The organism is Tenacibaculum todarodis (genome assembly GCF_001889045.1).
Taxonomy (GTDB): Bacteria; Bacteroidota; Bacteroidia; order Flavobacteriales; family Flavobacteriaceae; genus Polaribacter; species Polaribacter todarodis.
Genome location: NZ_CP018155.1, coordinates 1490001 through 1513523, shown reverse-complemented (window position 1 = coordinate 1513523; position 23523 = coordinate 1490001). Strand labels below are relative to the sequence as shown.

20 protein-coding genes, 2 tRNA genes and 2 rRNA genes (1 of these 24 cut by a window edge) are annotated in these 23523 nt (G+C 32.2%); 14 read left to right on the top strand and 10 right to left on the bottom strand.

What is annotated here, in order from left to right:
• Positions 1-265: 265 nt before the first annotated feature.
• Positions 266-1207 (top strand): calcium/sodium antiporter, encoded by a 942-nt coding sequence (locus tag LPB136_RS06870; protein ID WP_072555406.1) that lies wholly within the window; start codon positions 266-268, stop codon positions 1205-1207.
• 76 nt (positions 1208-1283) lie between these two features.
• On the opposite strand, the gene LPB136_RS06865 is transcribed toward LPB136_RS06870, so the two are convergent.
• Positions 1284-2303, bottom strand: a complete 1020-nt coding sequence (locus tag LPB136_RS06865; protein WP_072555405.1) for a glutamine synthetase beta-grasp domain-containing protein — start codon at positions 2301-2303, stop codon at positions 1284-1286.
• Positions 2304-2869: 566 nt separating this feature from the next.
• On the opposite strand from LPB136_RS06865, the gene LPB136_RS06860 reads away from it, so the two are divergent.
• From LPB136_RS06860 to LPB136_RS06825, 8 genes are all read left to right on the top strand, one after another.
• Positions 2870-3730 (top strand): hypothetical protein, encoded by an 861-nt coding sequence (locus LPB136_RS06860; RefSeq protein WP_072555404.1) that lies wholly within the window; start codon positions 2870-2872, stop codon positions 3728-3730.
• Between the two features lie 89 nt (positions 3731-3819).
• Positions 3820-4269 (top strand): hypothetical protein, encoded by a 450-nt coding sequence (locus LPB136_RS06855; RefSeq protein ID WP_072555403.1) that lies wholly within the window; start codon positions 3820-3822, stop codon positions 4267-4269.
• Between the two features lie 5 nt (positions 4270-4274).
• The gene (locus LPB136_RS06850; protein ID WP_072555402.1) at positions 4275-4997 is read left to right on the top strand and encodes a CsgE family curli-type amyloid fiber assembly protein; all 723 of its coding nucleotides are present in this window, start codon (positions 4275-4277) and stop codon (positions 4995-4997) included.
• A 4-nt stretch (positions 4998-5001) separates the two neighbouring features.
• Positions 5002-5418 carry a curli assembly protein CsgF gene (locus tag LPB136_RS06845; protein WP_072556939.1) on the top strand — a complete coding sequence of 139 codons (417 nt, stop codon included), beginning with the start codon at positions 5002-5004 and terminating at the stop codon, positions 5416-5418.
• Between the two features lie 11 nt (positions 5419-5429).
• Positions 5430-6776 carry a CsgG/HfaB family protein gene (locus LPB136_RS06840; RefSeq protein ID WP_072555401.1) on the top strand — a complete coding sequence of 449 codons (1347 nt, stop codon included), beginning with the start codon at positions 5430-5432 and terminating at the stop codon, positions 6774-6776.
• Between the two features lie 9 nt (positions 6777-6785).
• Positions 6786-8285: a carboxypeptidase regulatory-like domain-containing protein gene (locus tag LPB136_RS06835; protein WP_072555400.1), complete on the top strand. Its 1500-nt coding sequence runs from the start codon at positions 6786-6788 to the stop codon at positions 8283-8285.
• A gap of 115 nt (positions 8286-8400) precedes the next feature.
• A complete protein-coding gene (locus LPB136_RS06830; RefSeq protein ID WP_072555399.1) occupies positions 8401-9579 on the top strand; it encodes an AIR synthase related protein in 1179 nt (392 codons plus the stop codon).
• A 119-nt stretch (positions 9580-9698) separates the two neighbouring features.
• Positions 9699-10748 carry a nucleoid-associated protein gene (locus tag LPB136_RS06825; RefSeq protein ID WP_072555398.1) on the top strand — a complete coding sequence of 350 codons (1050 nt, stop codon included), beginning with the start codon at positions 9699-9701 and terminating at the stop codon, positions 10746-10748.
• A 64-nt stretch (positions 10749-10812) separates the two neighbouring features.
• On the opposite strand, the gene LPB136_RS06820 is transcribed toward LPB136_RS06825, so the two are convergent.
• Together LPB136_RS06820 and LPB136_RS06815 are read right to left on the bottom strand one after the other, a co-directional pair.
• Entirely contained in the window at positions 10813-11757 is a 945-nt protein-coding gene (locus tag LPB136_RS06820) for a hypothetical protein (protein ID WP_072555397.1), read from the bottom strand.
• Between the two features lie 5 nt (positions 11758-11762).
• Complete coding sequence (locus LPB136_RS06815; RefSeq protein ID WP_072555396.1) at positions 11763-12197, bottom strand: DUF6265 family protein; 435 nt, start codon at positions 12195-12197, stop codon at positions 11763-11765.
• Between the two features lie 149 nt (positions 12198-12346).
• On the opposite strand from LPB136_RS06815, the gene prfA reads away from it, so the two are divergent.
• Positions 12347-13423 carry a peptide chain release factor 1 gene (prfA, locus tag LPB136_RS06810; RefSeq protein WP_072555395.1) on the top strand — a complete coding sequence of 359 codons (1077 nt, stop codon included), beginning with the start codon at positions 12347-12349 and terminating at the stop codon, positions 13421-13423.
• 254 nt (positions 13424-13677) lie between these two features.
• On the opposite strand, the gene LPB136_RS06805 is transcribed toward prfA, so the two are convergent.
• The 7 genes from LPB136_RS06805 to thrS form a co-directional block, all read right to left on the bottom strand.
• The gene (locus LPB136_RS06805; protein ID WP_072555394.1) at positions 13678-14061 is read right to left on the bottom strand and encodes a hypothetical protein; all 384 of its coding nucleotides are present in this window, start codon (positions 14059-14061) and stop codon (positions 13678-13680) included.
• Positions 14062-14272: 211 nt separating this feature from the next.
• A complete protein-coding gene (locus LPB136_RS06800; RefSeq protein ID WP_072555393.1) occupies positions 14273-15031 on the bottom strand; it encodes an MBL fold metallo-hydrolase in 759 nt (252 codons plus the stop codon).
• 180 nt (positions 15032-15211) lie between these two features.
• Positions 15212-15802 (bottom strand): hypothetical protein, encoded by a 591-nt coding sequence (locus LPB136_RS06795; protein WP_072555392.1) that lies wholly within the window; start codon positions 15800-15802, stop codon positions 15212-15214.
• 96 nt (positions 15803-15898) lie between these two features.
• The gene (rplT, locus tag LPB136_RS06790) at positions 15899-16243 is read right to left on the bottom strand and encodes a 50S ribosomal protein L20 (protein ID WP_072555391.1); all 345 of its coding nucleotides are present in this window, start codon (positions 16241-16243) and stop codon (positions 15899-15901) included.
• A gap of 88 nt (positions 16244-16331) precedes the next feature.
• Positions 16332-16529, bottom strand: a complete 198-nt coding sequence (rpmI, locus tag LPB136_RS06785) for a 50S ribosomal protein L35 (RefSeq protein WP_072555390.1) — start codon at positions 16527-16529, stop codon at positions 16332-16334.
• 128 nt (positions 16530-16657) lie between these two features.
• The gene (infC, locus tag LPB136_RS06780; protein ID WP_072555389.1) at positions 16658-17176 is read right to left on the bottom strand and encodes a translation initiation factor IF-3; all 519 of its coding nucleotides are present in this window, start codon (positions 17174-17176) and stop codon (positions 16658-16660) included.
• A gap of 73 nt (positions 17177-17249) precedes the next feature.
• Positions 17250-19193: a threonine--tRNA ligase gene (gene thrS / locus LPB136_RS06775; RefSeq protein ID WP_072555388.1), complete on the bottom strand. Its 1944-nt coding sequence runs from the start codon at positions 19191-19193 to the stop codon at positions 17250-17252.
• A gap of 1093 nt (positions 19194-20286) precedes the next feature.
• Here thrS and LPB136_RS06770 point away from each other — a divergent pair.
• The 4 genes from LPB136_RS06770 to LPB136_RS06755 form a co-directional block, all read left to right on the top strand.
• A 16S ribosomal RNA gene (locus LPB136_RS06770) occupies positions 20287-21810 on the top strand.
• A 78-nt stretch (positions 21811-21888) separates the two neighbouring features.
• A tRNA-Ile gene (locus LPB136_RS06765) sits at positions 21889-21962 on the top strand.
• An 83-nt stretch (positions 21963-22045) separates the two neighbouring features.
• Positions 22046-22119 (top strand) — tRNA-Ala (locus LPB136_RS06760).
• A gap of 169 nt (positions 22120-22288) precedes the next feature.
• A 23S ribosomal RNA gene (locus LPB136_RS06755) occupies positions 22289-23523 on the top strand; it runs 1640 nt beyond the window's last position.
• The 16S and 23S rRNA genes sit together here with 2 tRNA genes alongside, the layout of an rRNA operon.

The window sequence follows — 23523 nt, the reverse complement described above, 5'->3', positions numbered from 1 at the left end:
TGTCTATGATTTAATTTTAATTTGTATTCATATTAAGTAAATAAGGTTTTAATATGTTATTAAATAAAGGTTTTTTTTAGAGGCTTTTTAAAAAGTAAAGGGATTTACTTCTTTTAAAAGCCCGTTTTATAGTGTTTCTATCTTTTTAGAAAAATATAAACTGATATAAGTCATAGTTTTAATGATGTTATTTTTGTATCTATTTCAGGTAAAAAACGAAGAATTAAATTCGGCAAAGTTCTATCTTCGCAAAAAAAATATTTAAATGAGTATTGCTTATATTATTATTGGATTAGTCCTTTTAGTTTTTGGAGGAAATTTTTTATTGAAAGCAGCAGTTGGTTTATCACTTAAACTGAATATTCCAAAAATAGTCATTGGTATGACGGTTGTATCTTTTGCAACATCTGCTCCTGAGTTAATAGTTAGTATAAAATCTGCCTTAGATGGAGCAACTGGTTTAGCTGTAGGTAACGTTATAGGTTCTAACATTGCAAATATTGCTTTGGTTTTGGGTGTAACTATAATTTTATCTACAATTAATGTAGAGAAAAGTTTTTATCAAACAGATTGGCCGGTAATGATGTTTGCATCATTATTATTTTATTCTTTTATAGCGTTTGATAGTACTATTCAACAATATGAAGGAATAATAATGGTTTCACTTTTAATTGTGTTTTTAATCTATTTATTGAAGTTTCAAAAAACAGCAGTTGTAGATGAAATGCCAGAAGATGATGAAGAGTTGCCTTTATATAAAATCGTGCTTTTTTTAGTTTTAGGAGGTTTAGGACTTTGGGGTGGTTCAGAATTACTAGTTGATGGAGCAACAACATTAGCAAAAGGTTTAGGAGTTAGTGAGGCAATAATTGGTGTTACTATAGTTTCTATTGGTACAAGTGTTCCGGAATTGGCAGCTTCTATAATTGCGGTATTAAATAAAGAGAAGGCAATTTCTTTAGGAAACTTAATTGGTTCTAACATCTTTAATATTTTAGCTGTTTTGGGTATAACTTCTATTATTACTCCAATAACAGTAAACCCAGGAGATATGAGTTTGTTAGATCATGATATTTATTGGATGTTGGCTATTTCCTTCATTATATTACCATTAGTGTTTTTTCCGAAAGGATATCGTTTAAATTGGCGCGACGGAATTGTTTTACTTTCTTTATATGGATTATTTATTTATCAAACGATTACTTAAAAGAACTTAAAAATTAAGAATAAAAAAACGCTAACAAATTAATGTTAGCGTTTTTTGTATATACAAAGCTTTGAGATTATTTAATCGGCTTAACCGTTTTAATAATTCTTGCTGCAATTTTATATGGATCTCCGTTAGAAGAAGGTCTACGGTCTTCTAACCATCCTTTATATCCTTTTTCTACTGCGATAATTGGAATACGAATAGAGGCTCCTCTATCTGAAACTCCCCAAGAGAAGTCGTTAATAGAAGCAGTTTCATGATCTCCAGTTAAACGTTGTTCGTTATGCTCACCATAAACTTCAATGTGTTCTTTTACTAAAGGACGAAAAGCTTCACAAATTTCAGCATACTTTTCTTTAGAACCACAAGTTCTTAAGATTGTGTTAGAGAAGTTAGCGTGCATTCCAGATCCATTCCAGTCCATATCTTTTCCTAATGGTTTTGGGTGGTATTCAATATACATTCCTTTACCTTCAGTTAACCTATCTAATAAATAACGAGCAATCCAAATTTCATCTCCAGCTTTTTTAGCGCCTTTTGCAAATAATTGAAATTCCCATTGACCAGAAGCGACTTCTTGGTTAATTCCTTCAAAGTTTAAACCAGCATCAATACATAAGTCTGCATGTTCCTCAACTAAATCACGTCCATGGGTATTTTTACCACCAACAGAACAATAGTACATTCCTTGTGGAGCTGGGTAACCACCTCTTGGAAAACCTAAAGGTAATTCTGTGCTAGTATTCATAATAAAGTATTCTTGTTCAAATCCAAACCAAAAATCGTTATCATCATCTTCAATAGTTGCACGTGCATTAGAAACATGTGGAGTACCATCTGCATTCATAACTTCAGTCATAACTAACCATCCATTTCTACGAGTTGGATCTGGATAAATAGCCACTGGTTTTAAAATGCAGTCAGATGCTCCTCCAGAAGCTTGTTTTGTAGAAGAACCATCAAAAGACCAAAGTCCTAATTCTTCAACTGTACCTTTAAAGTTTTCATGCTCTTCAACTTTGGTTTTACTTCTCATGTTTTGAGTTGGGTAATACCCATCTAACCAAATGTATTCTAATTTAATTTTTGCCATAATGTGTTGTTGTAATGTGTTAAAACTTAGCAACAAATATAAAATATTTTTAAGCTTTTGACTTAAAAAATGACAAGATTGGGTGTTTTTTACCAAATCATTAATTTTAATACTTTATTTTACTGATATTATAATTTTATATAACTATAAAAAAAGATACAATAAGATAGGGATGTTATAAATGATTTAGAAATACACTTAGCAGCTATAGGTATTTTTCCTATATTTTAGAATGTGAATAAAGTTAATATTTCATTGAGGGGCTTGTTTTTGTTGAGTTTTTATGATTTTTATAAATTATATATTGTCGTTTTAATTGTATAGATGTTTTTTTTTTGAAAAAAAGTTATATATTAGCAGTGTTTAAACGAACAAACTATATAGTTTATAAGTACAACTCTAAATTTGAGTTGATGAAAATGTAAATTACACCTTAATAAATTACATTTTACCCTGATTTTATTTTACCCTTAAATTTTTATTAAGCATTAATGTATTCTATTGTAAAAAGAATATGAATATTTTTTATGCAAATTTTTAACTAACGTATTTTAAAATTATTTATCATGAAAAAATTATTAAGTTTAGCTATGGTATTAGCTACAGGAGCGCTTTTCGCGCAAAACACAAACAATTCTTACCAAAACGGTTTTTTTAACGATGTTACTGTTACTCAAATGGGTATCAATAACAGTTCTAATGTAAATCAAGATGGTACCTTTTATGGTGCAGGAAATGGTGGGGATGATAATATGGCAACTATTAATCAAACAGGATTATTAAATAGTTCTGATGTAAGTCAGCAAGGTAATAGAAATATTGGTACTGTTGATCAATTAGGATGGGGTAATGATGCTACACAAGATGTAGGTGTTGGTAATGCAGAAGACAATATGGCTTCAGCTGATCAAACAGGAGGATTAAATACTTCTATGCAAAGACAACGTTTTGATAATAATAATGCTTCAGTTACACAAATTGGTACAGGTTTCTTAGGGTATGGTAATAACTATGCTAGACAAAACCAAAGTAGTGGAGCAGATGGTGTTGCAGGTAGTACAGCTACTATTTATCAAATGGGTACAGATAACCGTTCGGTTCAAAGACAAAGAGGTAGTAATAATGACGCTACGGCTGTTCAATCTGGAGCTAACAACTGGTCTAGAGAAAGACAAACTTCAGTAGCTGGTGGTTTATATGCTAGTACTTCTTTAGTAATCCAATCTAGTGCTACAGATGGTCATAGAGCTGATGTAACTCAAAACTCAACAGGTGCTGCTAACTCTAGTATTGTTTTACAAGGAGATTTATTAGGATTTGGAGGAAACTCTGCAATTGTAAACCAAGATGCAATTGGAAGTGGAAATGCTAGTTTAGTAGTTCAATTCGGAAGAAATACTGCTACAATTAACCAAACTGGTATGTAATATTTAGTCTTTTGACATTATTTAAAAAGCAAGAGATTTTTTTAATTCTCTTGCTTTTTTTAAATTTAACAAGTTTTAAATTTTTGATTATGAAAAAATATATAACAGTTTTATTAGTGCTAAGTATACTATTAATCAGTAATTCTTTGTTTTCTCAAAAATCACCTACTTATTTTTCAAATGAACAAAATACTTTTGATCAAAGTAAATTAATAACAACAAATAACATAAATTCATTAATAAGCGTTAATCAGTTAAACATTGGGAATCAGAATCAAGTTATTCTAAACCAAATAGGAACATATAATGTGGCAGATGTAACACAATCTCAAAAAACACAACAAAATATTAGTCAAATAGGGAGAGAAAATTATTATGGTTTTATTGATTATTATAATAAAACACCAATTAATTTTAATATTTTGCAGGAAGGTAATTCTAATTCGTTACAAATTTATGGTTCAAATTCAATAATGAACGGTATGGAAATAATACAGAAATCCAATTTTAAGAGCATAGTAATTAAAAACTATAAATAAAGTAAATGGGTAAGAAATATCTACATACCTTTCTGTTTATTTTTATCGCGTGCACTTTAAGTTCACAAACAAACAAAGATATTTCCAGTAAAATTAATGTTGAAAAGCAAGATAATTTTGTTATCTTGAGAGCGCTTGTAGAAAATGAAGGTCAATTATTTAAAGATCAATTAACATATAATTTTATAGCGCTAAAAAAAGGAGAAGATGGTAATTACTCAAACAATAAACAGTCTGGAGAGTTTTCTTTAAAACCACACGAAGAAAAAGAGCAAGCAGTAATTAGGCTAAATTTAAGCAATAAAGAAGAATTACGTTCTTATTTATTTATAAAATATAAAGATAAATTGATTTCAAAAGATTCTATTTGGATCAATGTTAAAGGAGTTGCTAAAAAAAGAACACAAGGTCAAATAGAAAATAATTTTGTTTTAAAAGGAATAGTCACAAATGAAGCTTTTACAAAAATAGGTAGAGACTTTCACGATTATTTCTACCAAGCCTATTTGCTTTCTAGTAGAAAGTACCCCTTTATAATAAAGATAAAAGAAAAACCAGGAATGGGAAGATCTAGCATATTATCTATAGAGGTTGAAGATTATAAAATCCATGAGTTCTTTTCAAAACCAGGAGAAGAATATCTAAAAGCACATGTAAAGTATGTGTTAGAAAGAATAAGTAGTTATGATAAAAAGCGTAGAGAGATATATAAAACTAACAAATATTAATGTTATGAAAATTAGTAAAAATATTTTAGTAATGCTATTTTTTTTAGTTACAAATGCTATTTTTTCTCAAGCAATAGTATATAAACCGATAAGCATTTTCTTTGGAGGAACAGATGCTTTTGCTTATCAACAAGTTTTAGCTTCAGCAAATGCACAAAATGATTTTCAAGAATCATCTAACAATCAATTTGAGCAACCTTCTGAAATAGATAACTTTACAGAAAATTTAAATAGACAACTCTTAAACTCTTTATCACAAAGTTTATTTCAAGAACAAATTGGTACAGAAGATTTATCTGTAGGAACTTATGTTTTTGGATCTTTAGTAGTAGAAGTTGCACCAGGTGTTGGTGGTTTAAGTGTTAGTATTTTAAATACATCAACAGGAGAACAAACTTATATAACTATACCAAATAACTAACTAAAAAGACTATGAAAAAAATTACCATAAGCATATTGTGCTTATTATTTGCTTTTTTATTTGTTGGTTGTGGCGCTTACTTTAATCAGCCATTAATTCAAACAAAAGCTAGAATTGGAGAAAACACATCTACCGTTTCTAGTGTAAAAAATATATTGCCAAAAGCTAAAAAAGTTGTTGGAGTATATAAGTTTAAAGACCAAACAGGGCAATACAAACCTGTAGAGAATGGATCTACATTTAGCACTGCAGTAACTCAAGGAGGTACAACTATTTTATTAAAATCCCTTGAAGAATCTAATTGGTTTACTACTATAGAAAGAGAAAATATTAGTAACTTATTAAATGAACGTCAAATAATTAGAAACACAAGGCAAGAGTATTCTAATAACAATCAACCTGTAAAATTATATCCGTTATTATTTGCAGATGTTATTATTGAAGGAGGCGTCGTTTCTTATGATTCTAATATAATAACAGGAGGTTCTGGTTTAAGATATTTTGGAGTTGGTGCTTCAAACCAATATAGACAAGATAGAATTACAGTTTATTTAAGAGCTGTATCTACTAATAACGGAAAAATATTAAAAAACGTTTACGCCTCCAAAACTATATTGTCTCAAGGTATTTCAGCAAACTTATATAGGTTTGTATCTTTAAGAAGGTTATTAGAGGCAGAAACTGGAGTAACAAAAAATGAACCTGCTCAGTTAGCAGTTAAAGAAGCGATAGATAAAGCAGTAGAGCTGTTAATTACAGAAGGGATTATTGATGGATTGTGGCAACCAGCAGGTGGAGAAGCGGTTGTAGATTTAGTGAAAAAAAATTACGAAGAAGAGAAAAAAGAAGCAGATGCTACTAAGTTATTTAATAGAAAACAAGAATTAAGAAGAGGAAGAAACTCTATTAATGCTACCGCAGGTGCCTCAAGAATTAATGGAGACTATAGTAACGCAGCATTTAGTTTTGGTTTCGATTTTAAATTTAAATATTTATTAAAAGATCCAAGATTTGCTTTATCTCTTGGTGTAGGTAAATTTGAATTAGAAAATACAGGTATCTTTTATGAATCTTTTATAAACTCTAACGCCAATTTCGAATATAATATTTTGCCTTATGATAGGTTTACACCTTTTTTATATGCAGGTATAGGTTCTGTTTCAAAGAAAAACCTTAGTGATACGTATTTTAAATTTCAATATGGATTTGGTTTAGAATACCTTCTTACTAATAACTGGGGCTTAACTGTAAATGCAGAACATAATATTCTATCCACAGATAGTTTAGATAATTTAGTTCGTGGCCAAAGAAAGGACCAAATTTGGAATATTAGAGCGGGTATTAATTTTTATTTTTAAACTAAGAAGATGAAAAAATTACAAAAAATATTAATCTTATTAATTTTTACAGTTTTTGTTAACTGTAGTGAAGATAATACTGTTGGTGGAGTAGAATTTGGTGAGATTACAGGAAAGGTTGTAAAAGCTAATAGTTTTGAACCAATAGAAAACGCAAAAGTTACACTCTCTCCAACAAATAATACAACATTTACTGATGCAAATGGAAATTTCATTTTTGAAGAAGCACCAGTTAATGAATATTCAGTTGAAGCTTCAAAAGAAGGATTTTTAAACACTTTTGAACCTGTTACACTAGATGTCGGAGCTACAGTAAACATCGTTTTTGAAATGCAAATTTCTTCTGCTTTAAACAATCCGCCTACAACTCCAGAATTAATAGCACCAATTGATGGTACTATAGATACAGATAATTCTGTAGAATTAGTGTGGTCTTCTTCAGATATAGATGAGGATCCAATAACGTATAGATTAGAAATTAAAAACGATTTTAATTCTGATGTAATAAATGTAGAAAGCCTCACAGATACTACTTATGTAGTTTCAGATTTAAAATTTGGAGGAAAATATTTTTGGCAAGTTGCTGCAAACGATAATATAAACACAGAAGTATTAAGTTCATCAAACACTTTTACAGTAACAGAAAATCCTGAAAACAGATACACTTATGTTAAGGTGGAGGGAGGTAATAATGTAATTTATTCATCTAACATAGATGATGATTCTAGTGCAATAAATACAGTTCAATTAACAGAAACATCAGCTAATTCATGGAGACCAAGGAAAAATAATACAGTTGGCCTTATAGCTTTTCTAAAACTGTTTAACAATGAAGCGCATCTTTTTACAATGAAACCAGATGGTTCTGAGATAAATAGAGTTACTTCAAATGTACCTATTAATACTTTTGATTTAAATGAAATTGACTATTCTTGGTCTACATCTGGAGATAAATTTATATATCCAAGTTTCGATAAATTGTATATGATTAACAAAGACGGAAGTGGTTTACAGTTAATTCATCAAACAACAAATGGGCACTTAATTACTGAGTGCGATTGGAGTAACGATGGAACTAAAATAGCTGTAAGAACCAACGATTCTGATGGTTATGATGGTTATATTTATACAATAGATATGAGTGGAACAATTATAGATACAGTTGTTTCCTCTAACGTAGGTGCCTTAGGAGGTTTAAATTTCTCAATAGATGGTAACACGTTGCTTTACACAAAAGATGTTAGTAATTTTCAAGCTTCAAATTATAGAAAACTAGATAATAGAATTTTTATATATGATTTTTCTTCAATGATAGAAAATGAAATTCTTACAGGAAAACCCTCAGGTACTAACGATTTAGATCCAAGGTTTTCTCCAAATGAAGCAGAAATTATATTTGTAAACACATCTAATGATGGTATATCAGAAAAGAAAATATTCTTTTCAGCTGTTAGTGGTGGAACTAAAGAAGAAATTTTTCAAAATGCTTTAATGCCAGATTGGGAATAACATCAAATAGAATATGTAATTATAAAAACCGAATGATGAAAATCATTCGGTTTTTTTTATGATGCCAAATAAAAGAAAGTTAAATTTGCATTCACAACACAACAACAATTATATAATGAGTCAAGAAGTTTCTAAGAGATATGCACAAAGAGGTGTTTCTGCGTCTAAAGAAGATGTTCATAATGCAATTAAAAATATAGATAAAGGATTATTTCCTAAAGCATTCTGTAAAATTGTACCAGATTATCTTACAAATGATGAAGATTATTGCTTAATAATGCACGCAGATGGCGCAGGAACAAAAAGTTCTTTAGCGTATATGTATTGGAAAGAAACGGGAGATATTTCTGTTTGGAAAGGAATTGCACAAGATGCGTTAATAATGAATATTGATGATTTATTGTGTGTTGGTGCAACCGATAATATTATGTTGTCTTCAACCATTGGAAGAAATAAAAGTAAAATTCCTGGTGAAGTTTTATCAGCAATTATAAACGGAACAGAAGAATTAATTTCGGATTTAAAAAAGTTTGGAGTAACAATTCATTCAACGGGTGGAGAAACTGCTGATGTTGGTGATTTAGTAAGAACAATTATTGTAGATTCTACAGTAACAGCTCGTATGAAACGTACAGATGTTGTTGATAATGCAAACATAAAAGCTGGTGATGTAATTGTAGGTTTAGAGTCTTTTGGACAAGCAACCTATGAAACTGAATATAACGGCGGAATGGGAAGTAACGGATTAACATCTGCAAGACACGATGTTTTTCATAAATATTTGGCAGACAAATATCCAGAGAGTTTTGATGCTGCTGTTCCAACTGATTTAGTGTATTCAGGAAATACAAAATTGACTGATGCCGTTGAAAATTCTCCAATTGATGCAGGTAAATTAGTGCTATCTCCTACAAGAACCTATGCGCCAATTATAAAAGAAATCCTTTCTAAGTTTACTTCGGAAGATGTGCACGGAATGATTCATTGTTCTGGTGGCGCGCAAACTAAAATTTTACATTTTGTAGATAATTTACACATTGTAAAAGATAATATGTTTCCAATTCCGCCATTATTTAAACTAATACAAGAACAATCTAAAACCGATTGGAAAGAAATGTATCAAGTTTTTAACTGTGGACATAGAATGGAATTGTATGTTTCTCCTGAAATAGCAGAAGACATTATTTCAATTTCAAAATCGTTTAACGTAGATGCTAAAATTATTGGTAAGGTAGAGGCTTCAGAGTCTAAAAAACTGACTATTATAAGTGAATACGGAACTTTTGAATATTAGAGAATTACATTAAAATTGTCATTCCTGCGAAGGCAGGAATCTCAAAATAAAAATTAACAAAAATAAACCAGTAACCACACTGTAATTTCTTCCCTTCGGGAAGATTAAGATGGGCTAATATGATTAAAAGAACACGCGCAGAAATAAGTAAATGTATAATTCATAAAGTAGGGAACAAGTACAATAGCGGACAGAATGCTATGTCTGAAAGTTTGGTGCGTTTTGATGAAGAAAGTTACGAATTATTAATGCCGTTTTTATTAAAACCCTTTGCAAATGTTACGCAAAGTTACCGTTTTAATCATCATGCAGATGTTCGTTTAAACGAAATGAACAACTATTCTCATGAAGTTTTTGGAGATAATGAAACATTTATTGAATATTCTAAAAACATTGTAAATCATTTGTATGAGCAATCTAATTCGGCGCAAATTAAAGCAGGAGATGTTTTAGTGGTGTTGTTTGATAATTTAGATTACAAAGACATGATGGTGCAAGGTGTTGGTGTCTTTAAAATTGAAAATAAGGTCGATTTTTTCCAAACCTATTTAGAAGAAGATAGTTTTGATGTGGTGGTTCAAAAAGGGATTTCAACCAAAAAATTAGACAAAGGTTGTATCGTTTTAAATACAACAGATGCTGAAGGAACCGTTGTTTTATCAGTAGATAACAATAATTACGATGCACAATATTGGATTAAAAACTTCCTGAATGTAAAATATGCTGATGACAGGAATTCGCACACACAAAACTATTTAGAAATGTGTAAAGAATTTTCTGAAGAAGTAATAAAACCCGAGCTTGGTAAACAGGAGCAAAGTACTTTTTTAGCCAATACGGTAGATTATTTTAAAGAGCATGAAAATGTAGATTATCATACTTTTAAAGATGAAATTTTTGAAGAAGAAAAACACAAAGAAAAGTTTGAAGACTACAAAAAACACTTCGAAGGTTTAAACGATGTCTTAATTAGAAACAATTTTGAAGTTTCTGATGTAGTACTTAAAAAGGAAAAAAGTAAGTTTAAAACTGAAATTAAACTTGATACAAATATCAAAATATCAATAGATGTAGATGCGCCAGACGCTTCTTCAGAATATTTAGAAAGAGGTTACGACGAAGAGAAAAAAATGAAATACTATAAAGTGTTTTTTAATGAGGAGAAGTAAATTTACTATTTTAGTATGTTGATTATAATCATCTGTGAATTATAAACGTTATTAACTATAATGTTTATTCCCAAGTATAATTATATATAAATTCTGAAACCCCTTTTTTTAATTCACTCTCTAAAAAGAACCAATAATTTTCTTTTAATTTCAAATCGATGTTTCTCATTTGAAATTTATGTTCAAAATACTTTTCTTGATTAGTTTTATTATCTGTTTTTTGAATTTTAATTATCTCTTTACTTTCTATTACTTCAGCAATAAACCCATTAGGATTTATCTTTATTTTTTTTAAATTTAGTAGAAATGGGTTTGGGAAATCTGAAATCTTTTCAATTGTTTTTCTTTGATAAACTGGATGAAATACCCAAAATGATTTTTCTATTCCATTTTTAATTATTGAAGTATAAGCAATTATTGACCAAATTAGAAAAGATTTTCCTTTATATTCCATTATAAACAATCCTTCTTCGAGATGATTTGTTTTCTGTTTTATTAATTTGAGTGAATTTTCTAATTCTAATATTTCATTCTTTGTTAGAAATACAGAATTAATCATATTGATAATATGCTTGAAAGTATTAATTAAGATAATTCCCATTAATCTTCCTGCTTTATGATGAGCAAAAGTATTTCTTAAGTTTTTAGAATGTAACCATTCTTTATGAAGTTCATTTGATGAATATTTTTCAAGTCGTTTTATTTTAGAATTAAGAGATTCAAACCCTTTTTTCTCAATTTTTAACTCTTCGATTTTTAAATTTATGCTTGCTTCGAAAATCCTTGTCAATTTCCCAAATGCTTCATCAATTATTGGATAATTGTAGTAACTAAAGAATAATAATCTTTCAACTATTTTATAATCATTTTTAATTTTTTCAGGGACATTTTTATGAAATCTTCCTTTAGTAATTATTTTATTAATAAAATCTTCTTGAGATTTAATTCCTAAAATATCCCAAAACTTATCAGGTTCTAAAAACTCCTTAATTTGTTCTTTAGCTTTCATTTTCTTTATTCCATTCTCTCAAAAACAAACTCCACATCAAATTCATCATTAGAAACCTTCGCTTTTAATTGTTTGTTTTCTAACCAATATTCAATTTTTGTTGGGAATTCATTTTGTGGATTTTCACAAACAAAAGAACTATCCGTTTGTTCGGTAAATTTAAATAAAGTTGGTTGTTCATTTACACCTTCAACTTTTAAATGTAGCGTATCATTTTTAGAAATTATACTTAATGTTTCTTTGAAAACAGTATCGTTTTTCTTTAAAGTAAATCCTATTCCTGTATAATTATCTTCCCAATTCTCAAAAGTTGTTTTTCCAAGTTCATCATTTGTGCGTTGCCATTTTCCTAATAGAAAATCAGGGTAGTTTTGTTTGGTTTCCGTTTGGCAAGAATTCAGTAAGAAAAGTAGTATTAGTATGGAACAAAATGTTTTCATTTATAAGTTTTATAAGAATGTTTTTCAAACTTACTAAATTTAAAATTGAAAGAGATTTGTTTTTGCTTTTATAAACTTCTTTTTTCTATGCTCTCTATTCTTTTTTCTCTTTTTAAAAACGTAAATTCGCATTTCAGAAAAGACACCCAATGTTAGATAAAATAAGAATTGTAAAGCAGCGTTTTGATGAGGTTTCCGATTTAATAATTCAACCAGAAATTATTATGGATCAGAAACGTTATGCTAAATTAAGTAAAGAGTATAAAGATTTAGGAGATGTTGTAAAAAGAGGTGATGAATACCAACGTTTACAAAACAATATAGAAGAAGCAAAAGAAATTATTGACGACGGAAGTGATGCGGAAATGGTGGAAATGGCTAAAATGGAAATAGATGAAGCAAATACTCGTATTCCAGAATTGGAAGAAGAGATTAAGTTTTTACTAATTCCTAAAGACCCAGAAGACAATAAAAATGCGGTTGTAGAATTGCGTGCTGGAACAGGTGGAGACGAAGCAAGTATTTTTGCCGGAGATTTATTTAGAATGTACACAAAATATTGCGAAGGTAGAGGTTGGAAAGTTTCTACGGTAGATTATTCTGAAGGAACAAACGGTGGATTTAAAGAAATTCAGTTTGAAGTTACAGGAGATGATGTTTATGGAATTTTAAAGTTTGAAGCCGGTGTGCATCGTGTACAACGTGTTCCTCAAACGGAAACTCAAGGTCGTGTGCATACTTCTGCCGCTACTTGCATGGTTTTTCCAGAAGCAGAAGAGTTTGATGTTGAGATAAACCCAAAAGACGTACGTATAGATTTTTTCTGTTCATCAGGTCCAGGAGGTCAATCTGTAAATACAACCTATTCGGCGGTTCGTTTAACGCACATTCCAACAGGTTTGGTTGCGCAATGTCAAGATCAAAAGTCACAACATAAAAATAAAGAGAAAGCCTTTAAAGTATTACGTTCTCGTTTGTACGATATGGAATTGGCTAAAAAACAAGCAGAAGACGCCTTAAAACGTGGTTCTATGGTTTCTTCTGGAGATAGAAGTGCAAAAATTAGAACCTATAATTACGCACAAGGTAGAGTAACAGACCACAGAATTGGGTTATCTTTATATGATTTGCCAAATATTATGAATGGCGATATTCAAAAAATATTAGACGAATTAATGTTGGCAGAAAACACCTCTAAATTAAAAGAATTAGGAGAAAGTATTTAATATTCCAGTAATTGCACGTTTCGAAGTTTCGGAAGAAGCAATTTTAAAATTAATAAACATAAAAAAACCAAGTTGAAAGACTTGGTTTTTTCGTAGAATACTTACTATAAAAATTTTTTGGGCGTTCCCTTTTAGGTCGGGCTTTCCGCACTCGCTTCACGCAAAAAAGCGTGAGAGCTCAAACAATTGCTACAATCCCTAACGCGCGTATTTGCTAACTATTTTCATTAGCATAAAACATATAGATTTCTTGTTTAAATAATATTTTTAAATGGATTGAAGTCCTTTTTAAATATGTTAAAACTTATGCCGAATATTGCAAGAGCACTAACAGCTGCTACAGTTAAGGTTGTTAAACTAGTTTTTAGTAGAGAAAATTTTCTTTTCTTTATCTCTTTAATGTCTTTTTCTGAGATTTTTAAATTTTTCCCTTTTGATAATATTTGAACTGTATCATTATAAAAGCCAACAATCTTTCCTTTTATTCTTTTTGAGTTTTTTAAATCAATCTTATATTTTTTTAATAATTCAATATCTTTTTCATTACTTTTTATCGTTTTGTAGCTATAACAACTTTGAAAAAGAATACAATAAGATAAAAGAATTGAAACATGTTTTAAATAATTTATAGCTTTCATATAAAATAGTTTTAAAGTTACATTTTATAAAACTAAACCTCTATTTAAATTTAATGTCCGAAAACGTCTAATATTGAACATTCTCGGACAAAGTTGGACGTTTTGGGACATAATTTAACATAAAAAAGAAAATCCCAAGTTCTTAAACTTGGGATTTATTTGTTTTAAATACTAAATACTAAATACTAAATACTAAATACTGAATACTGTTTTACTTCATATACCAATCACGTAAGCGAACTTCAATATCTAATTTTTCAGCATCAACAAGTTCTTTAAATTTTTTAGTGTCGCTAACCATTCCTTTTCCTCTATAATGATATGGATACATAATTTTTGGTTGAAAAGCTAAAACGCCTTCCGAAGCTTCATTAATATCCATTGTGTACGGTAGATTCATACAAACAAATGCCAAATTAATTCCATATAACATTTTCATTTCTTGAATAGCTGAAGTATCACCAGAAATATAAATATCAAAATCTTCAATACTTATTGTATAACCATTTCCACGCCCTTTTGTATGTCTGCTATCTTCAGTTTCTGGTAAATTATACATAGGTATTGCAGAAATAAAGAAACCCATTCTATGAACACCTTGTTCGTTTTTTAAAGCTATTGAGTTTTTTTTATAAGTGTAAGTTAATTCATTTGCAACCACTTCAGGAGCAACAATTACAGCATTCTTTGCATCTAATTCCTGTATAGTTTCCATGTTAAAATGATCTCCATGTATATCAGTAATAAGAATCATGTCTGGTTTTGCAATTCCTGTGTAGGCTTTATTTCCACCAGTAGGATCAACATAAATAGTTTTTCCGTTATAAGTTAAAACTAAACTTCCGTGTTTTATGGGTTGAACGGTTAATTCTCCATAGCCTGTATTAATAATATCGGCTTTTGGTAAGTTGTTTTGTGCTTGAATGTTTCCGAAGAAAATTATAGTAATAAAGGTAAAGAGTGATTTCATCTATTTCATTTAAAGAGTTAAATAAATTTATGCTTCTATTAAATGCCTATTATGGGCTTTTGGTTTATGTATTAGTTTGCAAACAATGTACCAAAATTACTAAAAACAAAAAAACTCTCAAAAGTTTATTCTTTTGAGAGTCTGTATTGATTCTTGTTTCTAAAAACCTTGATTCTTTAATTAAACACCACGTTGTTTATTAATTTCATCTTGTAGTTGTCTACGTAGTTTCTGTTCTTTTTCAATAGTTTTCTTACGGTGTTGTTCTAATTCTTGTTCAACATCAGACAATGCTTTTCTTGCCTCACTAGTTAATGAATTGCTATTATTATATCTGAAGATAAAAAATAATAAACCAGCTAATAAGCCAGCTATAATTCCCCATAAAATAGTGTTATAAGTAATTTTGTTTAACTGTAGTCCAAAAAGAGATATGTTATCTTCTTTAGTCATAGAAACAGTTAAGTCTTTATTAGTTTTAGATATTGTACTTTCTAAAGAGCTAATTGTTTTTTGTTGAGAATTAATAGTTTGTTGTTTATTAGAAGCTTCTTTTTTAATAGCAGAAATACTATCTAACACATTCTTTTGTAACTTTAAAAAATTATCTTTTCTCATTACCTTATAAACTTGGTAATTGTTAGATTTTTTGTAAAGTTTTTGAAACTGACCTTCAATAGTTTTAGGAAATTCTTGAACTTGATTTGGTTGTTGCGCGAAAATATTTAAAGTTAATAAAGCGCTTAAAATAGTTAGTTGTATAGTTTTCATCTGAAAAATAATGTACAGTTGGTTTTATAATATAATAAGTGTAAAAAAACCCAAACGTAAAGTTTGGGTTTTTATTATAAGCAAGGTTATTAAAACTTATTTTACTTTTTCTACAATTGCCTTAAAAGCTTCTGGATTGTTCATCGCTAAATCAGCTAAAACCTTACGGTTTAATTCGATATTGTTAGCTTTTACTTTTCCCATAAACTGTGAGTAAGACATTCCATACTGTCTAGCTCCTGCGTTAATACGCACGATCCATAAAGAACGGAAGTTTCTCTTATTGTTTTTACGGTCACGGTATGCATATAGCATAGCCTTTTCAACCGCATTTTTTGCTACTGTGTAAACGTTTTTACGTCTTCCAAAGTAACCTTTTGCTGCCTTCAAGATTTTTTTTCTTCTTTTTCTTGAGGCTACTGAATTTACTGATCTTGGCATAATTTCAATGTGTTTTGTAGTAGGCGATTCTAAAATTTGAATTCTTTGAGCCTAATACATGGTTAATAATTAAATTCCCTTATTAAACTTACTTTAAGTTTAACTGTTGCTTGATGTTCCCTTCATCAGCCTTGTGGACTAATGTTGAGTGTGTCAAGGCTAGCTTACGTTTTTTAGACTTCTTTGTTAAGATGTGACTTTTAAACGCGTGCTTTCTTTTGATTTTACCAGTACCTGTAACTTTAAATCGTTTTTTGGCACTAGATTTGGTTTTCATTTTAGGCATCTCTGTCTCTCGTTTTTATCTTGCTTATTATCTTTAGTAATTAAAGTTGAAGGTTTATAAAGTTAAAAAGTTAAGTATGAACTAATACTTTAAAAACTTTAAGAACTTTTAAACTTTAAAAACTCTTTTTATTTCGTTTTCTTAGGAGAAATAAACATAATCATACGTTTACCTTCTAATTTTGGCATTTGTTCTACTTTACCATAATCTTCTAACTCTTGTGCTAGTTTTAATAGTAAAATATGACCTTGTTCCTTAAAGATGATTGAACGCCCTTTAAAAAACACAAATGCTTTTAATTTAGCGCCATCTTGTAAAAATTTAATAGCGTGCTTCTTTTTAAACTCATAATCATGCTCATCAGTTTGAGGTCCAAATCTAATTTCCTTTACGATAACCTTTGTAGCCTTAGATTTCTGAGCCTTTTCACGCTTCTTTTGTTCATACATAAACTTTTTGTAGTCTATAATTTTACAAACAGGCGGTACAGCTTTCGGTGAAATTTCAACCAAATCTAATTCTTGTTCTCTTGCAAACTCTCTTGCCTTTGAAATCGGATAAACTCCAACTTCAATATTTTCACCAACTAAACGCACTTCTTCTACGTCACGAATCTTTCCATTGATTCTATGTTGATCTTCTTTAATTACTCGTAATGGTCTTCTCGACCTTTTTCTTCTAATTGCTATGACTAATATATTTAAAAGTTAATTTCTATTTTTATTTAAAAGGAACTAGGGTTTTACTAACTTCATTCTGTATTAGAGAAATGAATTCTTCAATAGTAAAGGTACCTAAATCACCTTCTCCATGTTTTCTTACAGATACCGTGCCATCTTGCTCTTCCTTTTCACCAACAATAACCATAAATGGTATTTTGCTTACTTCGGCATCTCTAATCTTACGTCCCGTTTTCTCATTACGTGAGTCTACGAGGGCGCGAATTTCGGAATTTTCAAGCAGATTTAAAACTTTTTCTGTATATTTTTCATATTTCTCACTGATTGGCAGTATAATAACTTGATCTGGTGTTAACCAAAGAGGGAAATTACCTCCTGTATGCTCAAGTAATACGGCAATAAAGCGTTCCATAGAACCAAATGGAGCTCTATGAATCATTACAGGTCTGTGAGATTGATTATCTGAACCTTTATACGTTAAATCGAAACGTTTAGGTAAATTATAGTCAACTTGTATAGTTCCTAATTGCCAACTTCTACCTAAAGCATCCTTTACCATAAAGTCTAACTTAGGTCCATAAAAAGCAGCTTCGCCTTCTTCAATAACAAAATCTAAACCTTTATCTTTTGCTGCACTAATAATTGCATTTTCAGCAATATCCCAAGTTGCTACATCACCGATGTATTTGTCGGGGTTCTCAGGATCCCTTACAGAAACTTGCGCTGTAAAATTTTCAAAACCTAAAGAACCAAAGACATATAATACTAGATCTATAACTTCTTTAAATTCCTGGTCTAACTGTTCAGGAGTACAAAATATATGAGCATCATCTTGTGTAAAACCTCTAACACGCGTTAAACCGTGTAGTTCTCCACTTTGTTCATATCTATAAACCGTTCCAAATTCAGCAAAACGCTTTGGTAAATCCTTATATGAATAAGGTTTAAAGTTATATACCTCACAGTGATGTGGACAGTTCATAGGCTTTAATAAAAACTCTTCATCCATTTTCGGAGTTTTTATTGCCTGGAAACTATCTTCACCATATTTTTCATAATGACCAGAAGTAACATATAGTTCTTTTTGTCCAATATGAGGGGTCATTACCATTTCGTAACCAGCCTTCTTTTGTGCTTTCTTTAAAAAGTCTTCCAATCTTCCTCTTAAAGCAGCACCTTTTGGTAACCATAAAGGTAAACCTTGTCCAACTTTTTGAGAGAATGTAAAAAGTTCTAACTCTTTACCTAATTTTCTGTGGTCACGTTTTTTAGCTTCTTCTAAAACTTCCAGATACTCAGTAAGCATCTTTTGTTTAGGAAAACTAATTCCGTAAACACGTGTAAGTTGATTATTCTTTTCATCACCGCGCCAATAAGCACCAGCAACGTTCATTATCTTTATAGCTTTTATAATTCCTGTGTTAGGAATATGCCCACCACGACATAAATCAGTAAAGTTACTATGGTCACAAAAAGTAATATCGCCATCCGTTAAGTTTTCAATCAACTCAACCTTATATTCATTATTCTCTTCCTTATATAAAGACAAAGCATCCGCTTTAGAAACCGATCGCATAGAAAACTCATGTTTACCACGAGCAATCTCTAAAAATTTCTTCTCCAATGCAGGGAAATCTTTTTCAGAAAGTGTTTCATCGCCTAAATCTAAATCATAATAGAAGCCATTATCAATCGCGGGTCCAATAGTTAACTTCGCATTCGGGTGAAAACTTAAAATAGTTTCCGCTAAAACGTGTGCAGAAGAATGCCAAAAAGCCTTTTTTCCTCCATCGTCATTAAATGTATATAGTATTAAAGAACCATCTGTGGTAAGTAGAGTAGTGGTTTCAATAGTAGTTCCGTTAAAATTTGCCGAAATAACGTTTCTTGCAAACCCTTCACTAATGCTTTTAGCAACATCCATTGGTGTGCTATTCTTTTCAAATTCTTTGACGTTTCCGTCAGGTAAAGTAATATGTATCATTATATATGTTTCATTTCCCTACAAGCGGAAATATTCGAAAGGCAAAGATATTGTAAAACTAAAACCTGTACAATATATATGTATACATATATAGGAGTAATTTTTCGTTTGTGCGTTACTTTATCCTGAAGGCGTTCAGGACCAAGGTCGGGCTTTCCGCTATATCTTTTTTATGCTGAATTTAGTTCAGCATCTTTGTTTTTAGAAGCAATTTATTGTTTAGATAAGCCGTTTAAGTTATTTTGGTATAAAAAAGGATGCCGCTTCAATCCCTAACGCGGGCGTATTAATAAAGAACATTACCTATATATAATAAGGTAATAGTTTATGTTGTGTAAAATAAAGTTTAGATTTCCATCTAACCATCTAACCATCTAACCATCTAACCATCTAACCATCTAACCATCTAACCGACCAGAAACTATGTTTTCTATGTTACGATGTGGTATCTTAAGGTTGTTTTAATATGAAAATGAAAAAACTTTAAATATAAACCACTCTTAATCAGTGTATGTAAAAAAAAGATTAAAAAAAGATTAAAAAAGTTAGTTTAGAATAGAAAATGTGTTGTATGTTTGCAGCCGCTAACGGAGTAAGTACTTAGTTAGTTTAGTTCATTGAGATTGTTGTTAGAGTAGGCGTAAATAGTAGAAGCTATTAATTGAGTAAGGTAAATAAAAGTTAAAAAAAACTTTAAATTTTATTTGGTTATCAGGAGAAAAAGGTAGTATCTTTGCAGTCCGATTTTTTCGGCAAATAAGTTCAGTTTTCTTGAGGTTTTAGATAACGGTAAAAAAGATTAATTTTTTATTGTGAGATTAAAATAAAGTTTTATATTTGCAGCCGCTAAGAAATACAGCAAATTAGTTCACAGAAATTTTGGAATGACAGTTTAAAAAGTCAGTTAGTTCGAGTCTAGCATTTCTACAAAATATTAATTAGGATATCGATTGAAATAGGATTGATTATTAAGGTTAATAAAGTTCATTGAAAATATTGAAATTGACAGCGTAAACAAAGAGTAGAATAACCATGTTTAAATTTATTTAGACAAATTCTTTTGAAACTTATTCATTCATATTATTAAAAATATACAATGAAGAGTTTGATCCTGGCTCAGGATGAACGCTAGCGGCAGGCTTAACACATGCAAGTCGAGGGGTAACAGGAAAAAGCTTGCTTTTTTGCTGACGACCGGCGCACGGGTGCGTAACGCGTATAGAATCTGCCTTGTACAGGAGGATAGCCTTTAGAAATGAAGATTAATACTCCATAATGTTGAGAAGTGGCATCACTTTTTAATTAAAGATTTATCGGTACAAGATGACTATGCGTCCTATTAGCTAGATGGTGAGGTAACGGCTTACCATGGCAACGATAGGTAGGGGTCCTGAGAGGGAGATCCCCCACACTGGTACTGAGACACGGACCAGACTCCTACGGGAGGCAGCAGTGAGGAATATTGGGCAATGGAGGCAACTCTGACCCAGCCATGCCGCGTGCAGGAAGACGGCCCTATGGGTTGTAAACTGCTTTTATACAGGAAGAAACAGTCGTACGTGTACGGCCTTGACGGTACTGTAAGAATAAGCACCGGCTAACTCCGTGCCAGCAGCCGCGGTAATACGGAGGGTGCAAGCGTTATCCGGAATCATTGGGTTTAAAGGGTCCGCAGGCGGTCAATTAAGTCAGAGGTGAAATCCCGTCGCTCAACGACGGAACTGCCTTTGATACTGGTTGACTTGAATTATACGGAAGTAGATAGAATAAGTAGTGTAGCGGTGAAATGCATAGAGATTACTTAGAATACCGATTGCGAAGGCAGTCTACTACGTATATATTGACGCTCATGGACGAAAGCGTGGGGAGCGAACAGGATTAGATACCCTGGTAGTCCACGCCGTAAACGATGGATACTAGTTGTTGGGCATTAGCTCAGTGACTAAGCGAAAGTGATAAGTATCCCACCTGGGGAGTACGGTCGCAAGACTGAAACTCAAAGGAATTGACGGGGGCCCGCACAAGCGGTGGAGCATGTGGTTTAATTCGATGATACGCGAGGAACCTTACCAGGGCTTAAATGTAGTATGACAGGTTTAGAGATAGACTTTTCTTCGGACATATTACAAGGTGCTGCATGGTTGTCGTCAGCTCGTGCCGTGAGGTGTCAGGTTAAGTCCTATAACGAGCGCAACCCCTATTGTTAGTTGCTAACAGGTCATGCTGAGGACTCTAGCGAGACTGCCTACGCAAGTAGTGAGGAAGGTGGGGATGACGTCAAATCATCACGGCCCTTACGTCCTGGGCCACACACGTGCTACAATGGTATGGACAATGAGCAGCCACTGGGCGACCAGGAGCGAATCTATAAACCATATCACAGTTCGGATCGGAGTCTGCAACTCGACTCCGTGAAGCTGGAATCGCTAGTAATCGGATATCAGCCATGATCCGGTGAATACGTTCCCGGGCCTTGTACACACCGCCCGTCAAGCCATGGAAGCTGGGAGTGCCTGAAGTCGGTCACCGCAAGGAGCCGCCTAGGGTAAAACTGGTAACTAGGGCTAAGTCGTAACAAGGTAGCCGTACCGGAAGGTGCGGCTGGAACACCTCCTTTCTAGAGAAAGATGGTGAGTTACAAAAGGAAATTTTACTCTTTGCTGTTAATTTTAAAAAATAAGTATTAAGCTATTATAGTCTCGTAGCTCAGCTGGTTAGAGCGCTACACTGATAATGTAGAGGTCGGCAGTTCGAGTCTGCCCGGGACTACAAAAATTTAATATTAAAGGAAATTCTGGAAACTAGAGAATTCTAAATTCGTAATTCTGAATTCAAAATTCTGAATTTCAAATGGGGGATTAGCTCAGTTGGCTAGAGCGCTTGCCTTGCACGCAAGAGGTCATCGGTTCGACTCCGATATTCTCCACAACGGTCAATATTAATATATAGACCACAAGTTCATTGACATATTGGTAAAATGATATCGTAAAGAAATCAAGATAGAGAAGTTAGATATTTATATCTAACGAAATATTTTTATATAAAATTAAATTATAAAGAGTTCATAACTAGAATTTATTCTAGTGCAAAAAGTACAATAAGCTAAATAAGGGCGTATGGAGGATGCCTAGGCTTTCAGAGGCGATGAAGGACGCGATAAGCTGCGAAAAGTTACGGGGAGAAGCACATATTTTATGATCCGTAAATATCCGAATGGGGCAACCCAGCATGTTGAAGACATGTTACCCGTAAGGGGGCAAACCTGGTGAACTGAAACATCTAAGTAACCAGAGGAAGAGAAAACAATAGTGATTCCGTTAGTAGTGGCGAGCGAACGCGGAACAGCCCAAACCAATATTGTTACGGCAATATTGGGGTTGTAGGGCCACAATATTCGATGCTACGTGAATTAGAACTGTTTGGAAAGACAGACCAAAGAGGGTGATAGTCCCGTATAAGTAAGCAAAGTTAAGATAGTGGTACCCTGAGTAGTGCGGGACACGAGTAATCCTGTATGAATCCACCGGGACCATCCGGTAAGGCTAAATACTCCTGAAAGACCGATAGTGAACTAGTACCGTGAGGGAAAGGTGAAAAGAACCCTAAGTAAGGGAGTGAAAGAGAACCTGAAACCGTACGCCTACAAGCGGTCGAAGCACATTTACTGTGTAACGGCGTGCCTTTTGCATAATGAGCCTACGAGTTACTGTTGCTAGCAAGGTTAAGGATTTAAGGTCCGGAGCCGAAGCGAAAGCGAGTCTGAATAGGGCGACCATAGTTAGTAGTAGTAGACGCGAAACCGAGTGATCTACCCATGGGCAGGTTGAAGCTGTAGTAACATACAGTGGAGGACCGAACCAGTTGACGTTGAAAAGTCTTTGGATGACCTGTGGGTAGGGGTGAAAGGCCAATCAAACTCGGAAATAGCTCGTACTCCCCGAAATGCATTTAGGTGCAGCGTTGAGCGAAAGTTTTATAGAGGTAGAGCTACTGATTGGATGCGGGGGCTTCACCGCCTACCAATTCCTGACAAACTCCGAATGCTATAAAATGTTACTCAGCAGTGAGGGCATGGGTGCTAAGGTCCATGTCCGAGAGGGAAAGAACCCAGACCATCAGCTAAGGTCCCCAAATATATGTTAAGTTGAACTAACGAGGTGAAACTGCTTAGACAGCTAGGATGTTGGCTTGGAAGCAGCCATTCATTTAAAGAGTGCGTAACAGCTCACTAGTCGAGCGGTTTTGCATGGATAATAATCGGGCATAAACATATTACCGAAGCTATGGATTTATACTAAGTATAAGTGGTAGGGGAGCATTCTATGGGTGT

Coding starts and splice junctions, on each gene's coding strand:
- LPB136_RS06870 (WP_072555406.1), top strand. CDS start 266: ATGAGTATTGCTTATATTATTATTGGATTAGTCCTTTTAGTTTTTGGA.
- LPB136_RS06865 (WP_072555405.1), bottom strand. CDS start 2,303: ATGGCAAAAATTAAATTAGAATACATTTGGTTAGATGGGTATTACCCA.
- LPB136_RS06860 (WP_072555404.1), top strand. CDS start 2,870: ATGAAAAAATTATTAAGTTTAGCTATGGTATTAGCTACAGGAGCGCTT.
- LPB136_RS06855 (WP_072555403.1), top strand. CDS start 3,820: ATGAAAAAATATATAACAGTTTTATTAGTGCTAAGTATACTATTAATC.
- LPB136_RS06850 (WP_072555402.1), top strand. CDS start 4,275: ATGGGTAAGAAATATCTACATACCTTTCTGTTTATTTTTATCGCGTGC.
- LPB136_RS06845 (WP_072556939.1), top strand. CDS start 5,002: ATGAAAATTAGTAAAAATATTTTAGTAATGCTATTTTTTTTAGTTACA.
- LPB136_RS06840 (WP_072555401.1), top strand. CDS start 5,430: ATGAAAAAAATTACCATAAGCATATTGTGCTTATTATTTGCTTTTTTA.
- LPB136_RS06835 (WP_072555400.1), top strand. CDS start 6,786: ATGAAAAAATTACAAAAAATATTAATCTTATTAATTTTTACAGTTTTT.
- LPB136_RS06830 (WP_072555399.1), top strand. CDS start 8,401: ATGAGTCAAGAAGTTTCTAAGAGATATGCACAAAGAGGTGTTTCTGCG.
- LPB136_RS06825 (WP_072555398.1), top strand. CDS start 9,699: ATGATTAAAAGAACACGCGCAGAAATAAGTAAATGTATAATTCATAAA.
- LPB136_RS06820 (WP_072555397.1), bottom strand. CDS start 11,757: ATGAAAGCTAAAGAACAAATTAAGGAGTTTTTAGAACCTGATAAGTTT.
- LPB136_RS06815 (WP_072555396.1), bottom strand. CDS start 12,197: ATGAAAACATTTTGTTCCATACTAATACTACTTTTCTTACTGAATTCT.
- prfA (WP_072555395.1), top strand. CDS start 12,347: ATGTTAGATAAAATAAGAATTGTAAAGCAGCGTTTTGATGAGGTTTCC.
- LPB136_RS06805 (WP_072555394.1), bottom strand. CDS start 14,061: ATGAAAGCTATAAATTATTTAAAACATGTTTCAATTCTTTTATCTTAT.
- LPB136_RS06800 (WP_072555393.1), bottom strand. CDS start 15,031: ATGAAATCACTCTTTACCTTTATTACTATAATTTTCTTCGGAAACATT.
- LPB136_RS06795 (WP_072555392.1), bottom strand. CDS start 15,802: ATGAAAACTATACAACTAACTATTTTAAGCGCTTTATTAACTTTAAAT.
- rplT (WP_072555391.1), bottom strand. CDS start 16,243: ATGCCAAGATCAGTAAATTCAGTAGCCTCAAGAAAAAGAAGAAAAAAA.
- rpmI (WP_072555390.1), bottom strand. CDS start 16,529: ATGCCTAAAATGAAAACCAAATCTAGTGCCAAAAAACGATTTAAAGTT.
- thrS (WP_072555388.1), bottom strand. CDS start 19,193: ATGATACATATTACTTTACCTGACGGAAACGTCAAAGAATTTGAAAAG.